This is a genomic window from Streptomyces avermitilis MA-4680 = NBRC 14893 (genome assembly GCF_000009765.2).
Taxonomy (GTDB): domain Bacteria; phylum Actinomycetota; class Actinomycetes; order Streptomycetales; family Streptomycetaceae; genus Streptomyces; species Streptomyces avermitilis.
The window spans coordinates 6110088-6122659 of sequence record NC_003155.5 but is presented as its reverse complement, the minus strand read 5'-3'; the positions used below and the strand labels follow the sequence as shown (position 1 = coordinate 6122659).

Genomic DNA, 12572 nt, shown 5'->3' with positions numbered 1-12572 from the left:
CAAGCGTGAGTGAGCTAGTGACAGGCGAGGCGGTGGCGCTGGAGCTGCGCCCCGCGAAGCTGCCGAGCCGGGCGCTGGCCGTGTTGCTCGACCTGACCGTGGCGGTGCTCGCCTATGTCCTCGTGACCATCGCCTTGGTGGCTTCGACGGCCGGGCTGGATGAGGCGGCGCGGTTCGCGGTGTCGGCCGCGGCTTTTGTGCTGGTGCTGGTGGGCGGGCCGATCGCGGTGGAGACGCTCAGCCATGGGCGCTCGCTCGGGAAGCTGGCCTGTGGGCTGCGGGTGGTGCGCGACGACGGTGGGCCGATCCGGTTCCGGCATGCGCTGGTGCGGGGCGCGGTCGGGGTGATCGAGATTCTGATGACGTTCGGGATCGTCGCGTGCATCGCCTCCCTCGTGTCGGCGCGAGGACGACGGCTCGGCGATGTCTTCGCGGGGACGTTGGTCGTACGGGAGCGGGTGCCGACCGGGCGTGCCGCCTTCGTGCCTCCGCCTCCCCCCTGGCTGGCCGGACGGTTCTCCGGCCTCGATCTGTCGGCGGTCCCGGACGGGCTGTGGCTCGCGATTCGTCAGTACCTGACGCGGATGCAACAGCTGGATCCGCAGGTCGGCTGGACGATGGCGGAGCGGCTCGCGGCCGATCTCGCGGCGTGCACGGGAACGCCTGCGCCTCCGGAGGTTCCGCCGGCCGCGTATCTGGCGGCCGTGGTGCAGGAACGGCAGGCGCGGGAGGCTCGGCGCGCGTTCGGCGCTGGAGCGGGCATGGGCGAAGGCGTCGCCGGAAGTGCGGCCCCGGCCGTGGGAGGGCCGGTGGCTCAGGGGCCGGGCGCAGGCCATACGGCGGGGCGACGGCTGACGGTTCCCGCTGATCCGTCCTATCCGTCGCTTTCCTCGGTCCAGCCCGCGACGCCTACGCAGCCGCAGGCACACGCTCGACCCCACGCTCCGTCCTCCGACCCGGCTCAGGACAAGCGGCCGGACCGCCCCGCCACCGGATTCGCGCCGCCCGCGTAGGCGTACGCCGGCCGAACAGGCCGGCCCGGGGCGGCGTCAGCGGCGTTGGCCGCTCACGGGCCGGTGTCGGCGATCGGGCGGGCCTTTCGGTTTCTCACGCGGATGCCGACGGCGGCGACTCGAGGTGCTCCAGCTCGATGCCGGGTGCCGCGAGCACGACGTCGCCGGAGATGTGGACAGTGTGCTGCTCCCCCGTGTCCAGGGCTGTGACCTGGTATTCGTCCACGGTCAGGGGGCCGTTGTCAGTGGCGTGTGCTTCTCTCGAGATCAAGGCCCAGGACTGGTCCACGGTGCGGGGGGCGAGGACGGGGTCCGTGAAGGCGACGAGGCGTACGCGGGTCGCGGCGGAAGAGGGGGTGAGGCGCAGGAGACGGGCGGTGGCGACGAGGAATGCCGGGGACGTGCCGGTGAAGGCGTGGGCGCGGACATTGCCTTCGGTGGCATGCGTGCCGGTGGGGTCGGTGCGGACCCAGGTGACGCCCTCGAGGGCGGCGCCGCGGACCTGCCAGCTCGCGGCGTGAAGTTCAAGGCGGATGGGGCGGCCGAGGTCGTCGAGGGCGAGGTCGACGGAGCCGGCGTGGTCGCCGGAGGGGGTGGTCAGCTGGGAGACGTAGCGCCAGCCGGAGGGGCCGGGCGCGCAGTGGAAGTGCTCTTCACCGAGGGGGGTGTGGTCGTGCGGGTCGTGAAGCGAATATCGGCCGCGGGGCATGGGGGTCCTGGGTCTTGACGGGCTGGTCCGGAAACGGGCAGGCCCCCGGCACGGGGGTGCGGGGGCCTGCCTGGGACCTGCTGCTGAAGGGTGCGTCAGTGCACGGACGCACCTACCGCATGCTGGGTTACCGACTCAGCGGCGGTATCAGTAGCGGTAGTGGTCCGACTTGAACGGGCCCTCGACCTCGACGCCGATGTACGCGGCCTGCTCGGGGCGGAGCGTCGTCAGCTTCACGCCGAGCGAGTCGAGGTGGAGGCGGGCGACCTTCTCGTCGAGGTGCTTGGGCAGCACGTAGACGTCGGTCGGGTACTCGTCGGGCTTGGTGAACAGCTCGATCTGGGCCAGGGTCTGGTCCGCGAAGGAGTTGGACATCACGAACGACGGGTGGCCGGTGGCGTTGCCCAGGTTCAGCAGGCGGCCCTCGGAGAGGACGATGAGGACCTTGCCGTCGGGGAACTTCCAGGTGTGGACCTGCGGCTTGACCTCGTCCTTGACGATGCCCGGGATCTGCGCAAGGCCGGCCATGTCGATCTCGTTGTCGAAGTGGCCGATGTTGCCCACGATCGCCTGGTGCTTCATCTTGGCCATGTCCGAGGCCATGATGATGTCCTTGTTGCCCGTCGTGGTGACGAAGATGTCGGCCTTGTCGATGACCTCGTCGAGGGTCGTGACCTGGTAGCCGTCCATCGCCGCCTGCAGGGCGCAGATCGGGTCGATCTCGGTGACGATCACGCGGGCGCCCTGGCCGCGCAGGGACTCCGCACAGCCCTTGCCCACGTCGCCATAGCCGCAGACGACCGCGGTCTTGCCGCCGATCAGGACGTCGGTGGCGCGGTTGATGCCGTCGATCAGGGAGTGGCGGCAGCCGTACTTGTTGTCGAACTTCGACTTGGTGACGGCGTCGTTCACGTTGATCGCCGGGAACAGGAGGGTGCCGTCGCGGTGCATCTCGTACAGGCGGTGCACGCCCGTCGTGGTCTCCTCGGTCACGCCGCGGATCTCCGAGGCGAGCTGGGTCCACTTCTGCGAGCCGTCGGTGATGGTGCGGTGCAGGAGTTCGAGGATGACGCGGTGCTCGTCGGACTCCGCGGTGTCGACGGACGGAACCTTGCCGTCCTTCTCGTACTCGACGCCCTTGTGGACGAGGAGGGTGGCGTCACCGCCGTCGTCCAGGATCATGTTCGGGCCGCCGGTGGGGGTGTTCGGCCAGGTCAGGGCCTGCTCCGTGCACCACCAGTACTCCTCCAGGGTCTCGCCCTTCCAGGCGAAGACCGGGACGCCCTGCGGGTTGTCGGGCGTGCCGTTCGGGCCGACCGCGATGGCGGCCGCGGCGTGGTCCTGGGTGGAGAAGATGTTGCAGGAGGCCCAGCGGACCTCGGCGCCCAGGGCGACCAGGGTCTCGATGAGTACGGCGGTCTGCACCGTCATGTGCAGGGAGCCGGTGACGCGGGCGCCCGCGAGGGGCTGCGCCTCGGCGTACTCCTTGCGGATCGACATCAGGCCGGGCATCTCGTGCTCGGCGAGGGTGATCTCCTTGCGGCCGAACTCGGCCAGGGAGAGATCGGCGACCTTGAAGTCCTGTCGGTTGTCGACAGTCGTCATTGGGGGCTGCTCCTCGGGGTTGGGGCGAGGTGGATACGGCTGGTCTGCGCGGCGGCGCGGGCACCTCGAGTGCCCGCGGAGGACACACCAATGCCCGGTGCGTGCGTACGCGCAGCGCAGTCCGTCGGAGGCCCTCTCTCCCTCGGCCGGTCCGCTGGGGACCGCCCGACCGCCATCAGCAGCGACGTCTGGCTCGGCCTCCAAGCTACACCGGCGGCGCGGCGGGCCCCAGTCCGCGTCCGAGGACGCCCGGCGACTTCCGGCCGGTGGCCGCGCGGACGCCGGGCGGCTGCCGCAGGCCCGGGCGCGGGCGCGGGGCGTGCTCAGGATGTGCGAGTGATCGCGCGGCGGATGCGGCCGGACGGACCATGCATGGCTGAGGGGCGGAGCCGGGGGATGCCGGGTTTCGGGTGCGGCTCACTACGGCTGGGAAGGAGCGATCATCTTCGGGGTCGGCCTCGCTGTGGCCGGTCTCGATCTGGCTTGTCGCGGCCTGGGGTCGTGCGGCCGAGGGCGGCTGTGGTGCCGCCCTCGGCCGACGGACGTATGGGGGTTCGTGCCGGACGAGGGATCAGTGGGCCGTTTCAGTGCCCGGTCGGCTGCGTCGGCGCCGGTCCCCCGGGCGTCGCCTCGCGGTCCGGGCCCTTTGCCGCTTCGGCCTCGCTGTAGATGTCCGGCTCCAGGTAGATCACGCGGGCGATCGGGACCGCCTCGCGGATGCGGGCTTCGGCGGCGTTGATGGCGTGCGCGACTTCGGCGGCCGTGTCGTCGTGCTGGACTGCGATCTTCGCGGCGATCAGCAGTTCCTCGGGGCCGAGGTGGAGCGTGCGCATGTGGATGATGCCGGTGACCGTGTTGCCGTCGACGATGGCGGCCTCGATCTTCTTGACGTCGTCGACGCCCGCGGCCTCGCCCAGGAGGAGGGACTTGGTCTCGGCGGCCAGGACGAGCGCGATCAGGATGAGCAGGATGCCGATGCAGAGCGTGCCGATGCCGTCCCAGATGCCGTCGCCCGTGATCAGGGCGAGGCCGACGCCGCCGAGCGCGAGGACGAGACCGATGAGCGCGCCGAAGTCCTCCAGGAGGACGACCGGCAGCTCGGGGGCCTTGGCCCGGCGGATGAACTGCGTCCAGGACAGCTTGCCGCGCAGCTCGTTGGACTCCCTGATGGCGGTGCGGAAGGAGAAGCCCTCGGCGATGATCGCGAACACCAGGACACCCACCGGCCAGTACCAGTGCTCCAGCTCGTGCGGGTGCCGGATCTTCTCGTAGCCCTCGTAGACGGCGAACATGCCGCCGACCGAGAAGAGGACGATGGAGACGAGGAAGGCGTAGATGTAGCGCTCGCGGCCGTAGCCGAACGGGTGCTGCGGGGTCGCCTCGCGCTGGGCCTTCTTGCCGCCGAGCAGGAGCAGGAACTGGTTGCCCGAGTCGGCGAGCGAGTGCACGGCCTCCGCGAGCATCGACGACGAACCGCTGAAGAGGAACGCCACGAACTTCGATACCGCGATCGCGAGGTTGGCGCCGAGTGCCGCCACGATCGCCCTGGTGCCGCCTGACGCGCTCATGTGTTCGCCATGTCCCTTCGTACGTACGCCGTGCAGGCCTTTGCCCGTCCTTTGCCGGTGGGCCATTGTTGCAGCCCGGTCCGACAGCGGCGCGTCAGGCCGTCCGCCGGGGCAGCACTACGCGACGACCGTGGCCCGGAAGATCGTGCCGTCCCCGGACACTTCGGCCTTTTCGCCCGCCGGTACGAACACGGACTGGCCGGCGGCGAGCTGATGTTCCCCCGCCTGCACCGAACCCGCCGTGCAGAGCAGGATCTGCGGGGTCGGGCGCGTGAGGTCGTGCGGCGTCGCGCCCTCCGGGAGGACGTACCGGGACAGGCGGAACTCGTCGATGGGGGTCTCGTAGACCTCCTCACCGTCGGGGAACGCCTCCGGGCGCAGTACGCCGGGGTCGCTCGCCTCGAAGCGGACGATGCGCAGGAGTTCCGGCACGTCGACGTGCTTGGGGGTCAGGCCGCAGCGCAGGACGTTGTCGGAGTTGGCCATGATTTCGACGCCGAGGCCGTTGAGGTAGGCGTGCGGGACGCCGGCGCCCAGGAAGAGGGCCTCGCCGGGCTGTAGTTGGACGTAGTTGAGGAGCATCGCCGCGATCACGCCGGGGTCGCCGGGGTAGTGGTGGGCGATGTCGGCGTACGGGGCGTAGTCGCCGCCGAGGCGGGCGCAGGCGGCCGCGGCCTCGGTGACCGTGTGGGCCATCTCCTCGCGGTCCGCGGAGAGGACGGCCGTCAGCACCTCGCGCAGGGCGGCCTCTTCGGGGTGGGCGTGCAGCAGGTCGACGTACGGCTTGAGGGAGTCGACGTCGAGGCCCGCGAGCAGCTCGGCGGCCGCTCCGGGCGCACGGAAACCGCACAGGCCGTCGAACTCGGTGAGGGCGCAGATCAGTTCGGGCTTGTGGTTGGCGTCCTTGTAGTTGCGGTGGCCCGCGTCGATCGGGATGCCACGGTGCTCCTCGTCCTCGTACCCCTCCCTCGCCTGCTCCAGATCGGGGTGCACCTGGAGGGAGAGGGGGGCGCCCGCGGCGAGGATCTTCAGCAGGAAGGGCAGGCGGGGGCCGAACCTGGCAACCGCCGCGGGGCCCAGCTCGCGTTCGGGCGCCTCGTCGATCACCTCGTTGAGCGGGCCGCGCGCGGTGCCCGAGGGTGCGCCCGGGTGGGCGCCCATCCACATCTCCGCCTGCGGCTCACCGGTCGGCTCCACGCCGAGCAGTCCCGGGATGGCGGTGGTCGAACCCCAGGCGTAGGGGCGGACGGTGTTGTCGAGGCGGTCCATCGAAGTGTCTTCTCCGTACGTACGCTGCTCAGCGGGCGCGGGTCACCAGGCTCGGGTCGTCCCGGGTGGGTCACCCCTGTGGGTCACCCCGTGTGGGCCATGATCAGGCTCCTGAGGCGAGCGCCAGGTAAACGGCCGCGAAATCCGTGATGGCGATCATCTCCGCGAGGGTCTCCAGCTCGCCGCCCTCCTCCGGTTCGAGTTCGCTGATCGCCGTGTCGTGGCTGAGGGCGAGTTCACGGGCGGCGGGGGCGGCGCTGAGGCCGCCGGTCGGGCGGTCGCGGAGCAGCACCACGCGCGCGTGGAGGGCCTGTGCCTCCTCCACGCGGTCACGGAAGAAGTCGTCCGGGTCGGCGCCCGCGGCGAGCGCACCGGACAGCAGGACGCTGTGCGCGGCCAGCGCCTCCGGGAGTTCGGCGGTGAGCGCGGGGCGGCCGGCCAGCTCCGCGAGCGCGGCGGTGAAACGGCGGCCCGCGGGTCCCGCGGTGGGTCCCTCGGTCCAGATCACCGGGAGCGCGTCGGCGAGGTCGGCGGCGAGCGTCTTGGCGGGGTTGTTGTAGGTCGCGATGGCCGGGCCGCAGCGTTCGGCCACGTGGTCGAGGCGGTCGGCGACCTTCTGCAGGGCCTCGGGCGGTGCGGCGAGCAGCCCGGCCCGGTCGAGGAGCGCGAGCAGCGGGGTGAGCAGCGCCCACAGGACGCCGGGCGCGGACGCGGCGAGGGGTGCGTCCTGGTCGTACGGGGCGGTCGCCATCGGCGCGAACAGGCCGTGGGCGCCGTCCACCGCCTCGGTGATCGGAGTGCGGGCGGGGGCCACGGCGACGACGGTGCAGCCTCGGCGGTACGCCTGGTCGACCAGGAGCGAGAGGCCGGGTTCGCTGCCGTCGGGGGTGGCCACCAGGAGGAGGTCCACGGGGCCGGCCCAGCCGGGCAGTTCCCAGCGCAGGGCGCCGGCGGCGGGGGCGACGCCGGTGGGATGGATACGGGTGACGGGGCAGCCGACGCCGGCGAGGGCGCCGAGCAGGTCGGCGACGCCCGCGGGCGCGGTGCCGGGGCCCGCGATGAGGACGGCGCGGGGGCGGCCGTCGGGCTTGAGCTCGGTGATCCCCGCCTCGGCAGCGAGCCGGACGGCGGTGCGGACCCGGGCGCCGGCTTCGGCGGCGCCGCGGAGCAGTCCGCGCCGGTCGGCCTCCGCGAGCGCCTCGGGGGCGTCGAGCAGCGATTCGTCGAGCATGGGCGGCAGCCTCCGATCGCCGGTTGGTCCGTTACGCGGGGCGGCGGGCCTCGTCGACGAGCAGTACAGGGATGCCGTCCCGGACGGGGTAGGCGAGGCCGCAGTCCTGGCCGGTGCAGATCAGCTCGCTCTCCGCCTCCTTGAGGGGGGCGTGGCACGCCGGGCAGGCGAGGATCTCCAGGAGGCCGGCTTCGAGCGGCATGTCGGGTCCCTTCGGGGGGCGGGTAGTGCGGTGATGTGGCCTGGTCAGGGTACCGCCGCAAGGGGCGGGGTGTCGGGGTTGGGCGGGGCCGGGGCCGGGGGTGGCGCAGGTGTTGTCTCGCCTCCGCCGCCCCTGTTCGGCCTCTTCCCGGGGGCTGTGTCGCGGCCCCCGCGGCCCCGGTCGGCGGGACTCAGCCCCTGATGATCGCGAGCACTTCGTCGCGTACCTTCGCCATCCTCGTCTCGTCCCTCGCCTCGACGTTCAGGCGGAGCAGCGGTTCCGTGTTCGACGGGCGGACGTTGAACCACCAGTCGGCCGCCGAGACCGTCAGGCCGTCCAGCTCGTCCAGCTCGACGCCGTCCTGGCCCTCGTACGCGGCCTTGGTCGCGGCCAGGCGGCCCTGCTGGTCGTCGACCGTGGAGTTGATCTCCCCGGAGCCCGCGTAGCGGTCGTACTCGGCGACCAGCTGGGGCAGCGGGCCCTCCTGGCCGCCCAGGGCCGCGAGGACGTGCAGGGCGGCCAGCATGCCCGTGTCCGCGTTCCAGAAGTCGGCGAAGTAGTAGTGCGCGGAGTGCTCGCCGCCGAAGATCGCGCCGGTGCGGGCCATCTCGGCCTTGATGAAGGAGTGGCCCACGCGCGTGCGTACCGGCGTGCCGCCGTTCTCCCGCACGACCTCGGGGACCGACCAGGAGGTGATCAGGTTGTGGATGACCGTGCCCTTGCCGCCGTGCCTGGCCAGCTCTCGGGCGGCGACCAGGGCGGTGACCGCGGACGGCGAGACGGGCTTGCCGTGCTCGTCGACGACGAAGCAGCGGTCGGCGTCGCCGTCGAAGGCGATGCCGATGTCGGCGCCCTCCTCGCGCACGCGCTCCTGGAGGTCCACGAGGTTCGCCGGGTCCAGCGGGTTCGCCTCGTGGTTCGGGAACGTGCCGTCCAGCTCGAAGTACATCGGGACCAGCGTCAGGGGCAGTCCGGCGAAGACGGTCGGGACGGTGTGGCCGCCCATGCCGTTGCCCGCGTCGACGACGACCTTCAGGGGGCGGATGGAGGTCAGGTCCACGAGGGAGCGCAGATACGCCGCGTAGTCCTCCAGGGTGTCCCGCTGCGTGATCGTGCCCGGCGTGGCGTCCGAGGCGGCCGGGGCGCCCGAGTCCAGCCAGGACTCGACCAGCTCGCGGATCTCGGCCAGGCCGGTGTCCTGGCCGACCGGGGTGGCGCCCGCGCGGCACATCTTGATGCCGTTGTACTGCGCCGGGTTGTGCGAGGCGGTGAACATCGCGCCCGGCAGGTCGAACGCGCCCGACGCGTAGTACAGCTGGTCCGTCGAGCAGAGTCCGATCTCCGTGACGTCCACGCCGCGCGCCGCCGCCCCGCGCGCGAAGGCACGTGACAGACCGGGCGACGAGGGCCGCATGTCGTGGCCGATGACGATCGCGCGCGCGCCGGTCACCTGGGCGAAGGCCGCCCCGAACAGTTCGGCCAGCGACTCGTCCCACTGGTCCGGGACCACGCCGCGGACGTCGTACGCCTTTACGAGCTGCGACAGATCAGCAGTCACGGCCAACCTTCCTGGAATCTCAACGATGCCCCCCAAACTACCTGCTGAGACCGACAGTCGGCGGTGCCTCGGCTGTGGTGGGGCCGCGTCCTTACCGGATCGGCCCCGGCGTCCGGGCCGCCTCCTTGCCGAAACGGCCGCGCCGGCCTACCGCCTCCTTGCCGAAGCGGCCGCGCCGGCCTACCGCGACCGGCCCGGAACGGCCGTGCCCTCCCCCGGGGCCGGGACCGGCGCGGTTCCGTCCGGGTCAGGGCAGCATCCAGTCCAGTACCGGTGAACTCTGCCCGGCCACGATCAGGCACATCACCAACAGCAGCCCCACACTCCACGGCAGTACCTTGCGCAACAGGTCGCCCTCCCGGCCCGCGAGTCCGACCGCCGCGCACGCGATCGTCAGGTTCTGCGGCGAGATCATCTTGCCGAGCACGCCGCCCGAACTGTTGGCGGCGGCGAGCAGTTCCGGCGAGAGGCCCGACTCATGGGCGGCGCTCACCTGGAGGGCGCCGAAAAGCGCGTTGGCCGACGTGTCGGAACCGGAGACGGCGACACCGAACCAGCCGAGCACCGGTGACAGGAAGGCGAGTCCCGCGCCGGCCGCCGCCACGAAGTGACCGATCGTGGCCGCCTGCCCGGAGAGGTTCATGACGTACGCGAGGGCCAGCACCGACGTCACGGTGAGGATCGCGAACCTCAACTCGCGCACTGTCGCCAGCCACTCCTCGACCGCCACGCGCGCGTGCATCCCGAGAACAGCCACCGTGCACAGTCCGGCGAGCAGCACGAGCGTGCCGCCGGTCGACACGATCGGCCAGATGAAGACGTTCCCTCCGACGGGCTTGCCGTCCTGGCCGACGACGTTCAGGAACGGCCAGTCGAACGTGCGCGTCGCCCCGGCCAGCCAGTCCTTGCCCACGGGGATCTGGGCGACGGAGAAGATCGTCACGATCAGCGCGTACGGGGCGTAGGCCCGCAGGACTTCGGGGCGCGGGTCCTCCTCGTCGAGGTCCTCACTGCGTACGCCGGTCAGGACCGCTGCCCGTACGGGTTCGGCGGCGGGCCTGCGCGCGTGCGGCACGGCCACCAGGGCGCCCGCTCCCGCCAGGGCCGCGCCGATGTCCGCGAGTTGCGCGGACACGTAGTTGGAGGCGGCGAACTGGGCGGCGGCGAAGGCGACTCCGCACACCAGGGCGGGCACCCAGGTCTCGCGCAGGCCTCGCCGTCCGTCCACCAGCCCGACCAGCACGAGGGGCACCACGAGGGCCAGCAGTGGCGTCTGGCGGCCCACCACGGAGGCGACGGTGTCCAGGGGCAGCCCGGTGACCTGGGCGAGCGTGACGACCGGTGTGCCCATCGCGCCGAAGGCGACCGGCGCGGTGTTGGCGACCAGGGCGACCACGGCGGCACGCACCGGGTCGAAGCCGAGTGCGACCAGCATCACCGAGCAGATCGCGACGGGCGCGCCGAAGCCCGCGAGGGCCTCAAGGAGCGCGCCGAAGCAGAAGGCGACGACGAGCGCCTGGATGCGCGGGTCGTCGGACAGGCGCCCGAAGGAGCGGCGGAGGATGTCGAAGTGCCGGGTGCGGACGGTCATCCGGTACACCCACAGGGCGTTGACGACGATCCACAGGATGGGGAAGAGGCCGAAGACGGCTCCCTGGGCGGCGCTGGAGAGCGTCTGGCCGAGGGGCATGCCGTACGCCAGCCGGGCGACGAGGGCGGCGGCCGCCTGGCCGATGAGGCCCGCTCGGTGCGCCTTCATGCGGACGCCGCCGAGGAGCACCAGGACGATGACGAGTGGCAGGGTCGCGACGAGTGCGGACAGGCCGAGTGAGCCGGCGACGGGTTCCAGTTCCTGGACGTACACGGGCGCCTCCCCGGGTTCCGCCATGCGGAAAGCGTTTTCTCGCGGGTGACGGAATGGTCGTGTCCGCAACAACTCCGCGTCAATGGGCGTGCACCACTCGACGAAACGGGGCCCCGGGGAGGGGCGGCCTGGAGTAGTCGGCCGGAGTCAGAGGGGAGGGAAGCCCGGAGGGGTCGGCCGGGGTCAGTTGTCCGGCGAGCGTCCGGAGAGGCCGGCCGGGCTCAGCCGTCCGTGTCCGGGCTCAGCTGTCCGGGCTCAGTTGTCCGGCGAGCGCAGCACCCGCAGATGGCCGCGGCGTGCGACCTCCATCGGGTCCGCCCTGCGCGCGCCGCCCGCGTCCGCCGCGCGCTGCTGCGGGCGGGCCGCCTCGCGCACCGCGTTGGCCAGGGCTTCCAGATCGTCACCGCTGGGGCGTGCGGGCGCCGAGCCGTCGAGGAGCCGGACGACCTCCCAGCCACGCGGCGCGGTGAGGCGCTCGGAGTGCTCGGCACACAGGTCGTAGCAGTGGGGTTCGGCGTAGGTGGCGAGCGGGCCGAGGACCGCGGTCGAGTCGGCGTAGACGTACGTCAGCGTCGCAACGGCCGGACGGCCGCAAGCGGTGCGCGAACAGCGACGTACAGGGCTCACGATGTTGGACGGTACCGCACTCTTGAGCGGGCCGCGACGACTCTCCCCCGGGTCACTCCACCGTGTCGTGCTGTGACACGCCCCACACACCCCTCCGAACACCCCACACTGACCTGCGTGGACGGCTCCGGGCGGAATGCCGAACGCCGCTGAATCCGGTCATCTCTCGGTATAAACCACGCCAATTGGCATGAGGTCGGCGGTCTCGTAGGGATACGGAATCGAGCCCAACCTTGGCTGGAATGGTCATCTAACGACATGCCGCGCAGCGTCGGCGGAGGCGGTGGACGCAGGACCCTCCGAGGTCCCGCCCAAACCTCGCGCGGGCGGCGTGGGCGGGCGGCCGCGCGAGCCGCCGCGTGGGGGCCGGGCGCGCGGCCCCGGCGAGGACTACGCTTCGTCAGTGATGGACAACCCCGTACCGCCCCGCGCCGCAGCACCCGGGCCCCGCCGCCGCGACCGCCACGGCAGAGGCATGCGCGGCCCCATCGCGCCGCCCCAGGTGCCGCTCGCCGCGAGTCGCGCCGAGGTGTTCGCCGATCTGGTGCAGGACTCCGTGGAGCGTCTGGAGCGGCGCTGGGCGCAGCTCGCCGACATCGACTTCCTGATCCTCGAGGTGCCGCGTCTCGACGGCCCGGGCGGAGGCTGGGGCGAGGACTCGGTGCCCCTGGGCGGCACGATCGCCGCTCGCGAAGGGCACCCCGCGCGCGTGGTGGTCTACCGGCGCCCGATCGAGATCCGTACCAAGGGCCGCGACGAACGCGCGGCGCTGGTCCACGAGGTCGTCGTCGAGCAGGTTGCCGAGCTGCTGGGGCTGACCCCGGAGACGGTGGATCCCCGGTACGGCGAGGACTGAGGGCCCCGGGCCCCGGCACCGGCTCGGCCCCGTTCCCACGCGAGGACCGGTCGGCCCTCGCGAAAGCCCG

The 12572-nt window shown here is 72.1% G+C and carries 11 protein-coding genes; 2 read left to right on the top strand and 9 right to left on the bottom strand.

Annotated features, from left to right (window positions below; translation table 11 throughout):
• Positions 1–5: 5 nt before the first annotated feature.
• A complete protein-coding gene (locus SAVERM_RS26060) occupies positions 6–1013 on the top strand; it encodes an RDD family protein (protein ID WP_010986460.1) in 1008 nt (335 codons plus the stop codon).
• Between the two features lie 94 nt (positions 1014–1107).
• Here the strand turns inward: SAVERM_RS26060 and SAVERM_RS26055 are convergent, their stop codons facing one another.
• The 9 genes from SAVERM_RS26055 to SAVERM_RS26020 form a co-directional block, all read right to left on the bottom strand.
• On the bottom strand, positions 1108–1722 hold the full coding sequence (locus SAVERM_RS26055; RefSeq protein WP_010986459.1) for a hypothetical protein: 615 nt from the start codon (positions 1720–1722) through the stop codon (positions 1108–1110).
• A 147-nt stretch (positions 1723–1869) separates the two neighbouring features.
• Positions 1870–3327, bottom strand: coding sequence for an adenosylhomocysteinase (ahcY, locus tag SAVERM_RS26050; protein ID WP_010986458.1), 1458 nt, complete (start codon positions 3325–3327; stop codon positions 1870–1872).
• 584 nt (positions 3328–3911) lie between these two features.
• Positions 3912–4895 carry a cation diffusion facilitator family transporter gene (locus tag SAVERM_RS26045; RefSeq protein ID WP_010986457.1) on the bottom strand — a complete coding sequence of 328 codons (984 nt, stop codon included), beginning with the start codon at positions 4893–4895 and terminating at the stop codon, positions 3912–3914.
• Between the two features lie 117 nt (positions 4896–5012).
• Positions 5013–6164 (bottom strand): mannose-6-phosphate isomerase, class I, encoded by a 1152-nt coding sequence (gene manA, locus SAVERM_RS26040; RefSeq protein ID WP_010986456.1) that lies wholly within the window; start codon positions 6162–6164, stop codon positions 5013–5015.
• Positions 6165–6267: 103 nt separating this feature from the next.
• Positions 6268–7395, bottom strand: a complete 1128-nt coding sequence (locus SAVERM_RS26035; RefSeq protein ID WP_010986455.1) for an SIS domain-containing protein — start codon at positions 7393–7395, stop codon at positions 6268–6270.
• Positions 7396–7426: 31 nt separating this feature from the next.
• Positions 7427–7597, bottom strand: coding sequence for a Trm112 family protein (locus SAVERM_RS40440; protein ID WP_010986454.1), 171 nt, complete (start codon positions 7595–7597; stop codon positions 7427–7429).
• 190 nt (positions 7598–7787) lie between these two features.
• A complete protein-coding gene (locus SAVERM_RS26030) occupies positions 7788–9155 on the bottom strand; it encodes a phosphomannomutase/phosphoglucomutase (RefSeq protein WP_010986453.1) in 1368 nt (455 codons plus the stop codon).
• Between the two features lie 247 nt (positions 9156–9402).
• The gene (locus SAVERM_RS26025; RefSeq protein WP_010986452.1) at positions 9403–11019 is read right to left on the bottom strand and encodes an L-lactate permease; all 1617 of its coding nucleotides are present in this window, start codon (positions 11017–11019) and stop codon (positions 9403–9405) included.
• A 255-nt stretch (positions 11020–11274) separates the two neighbouring features.
• On the bottom strand, positions 11275–11646 hold the full coding sequence (locus tag SAVERM_RS26020) for a DUF3499 domain-containing protein (RefSeq protein WP_037647874.1): 372 nt from the start codon (positions 11644–11646) through the stop codon (positions 11275–11277).
• A 406-nt stretch (positions 11647–12052) separates the two neighbouring features.
• Here SAVERM_RS26020 and SAVERM_RS26015 point away from each other — a divergent pair, with 406 nt between their 5' ends.
• On the top strand, positions 12053–12502 hold the full coding sequence (locus SAVERM_RS26015) for a metallopeptidase family protein (protein WP_037647876.1): 450 nt from the start codon (positions 12053–12055) through the stop codon (positions 12500–12502).
• Positions 12503–12572: the final 70 nt, after the last annotated feature.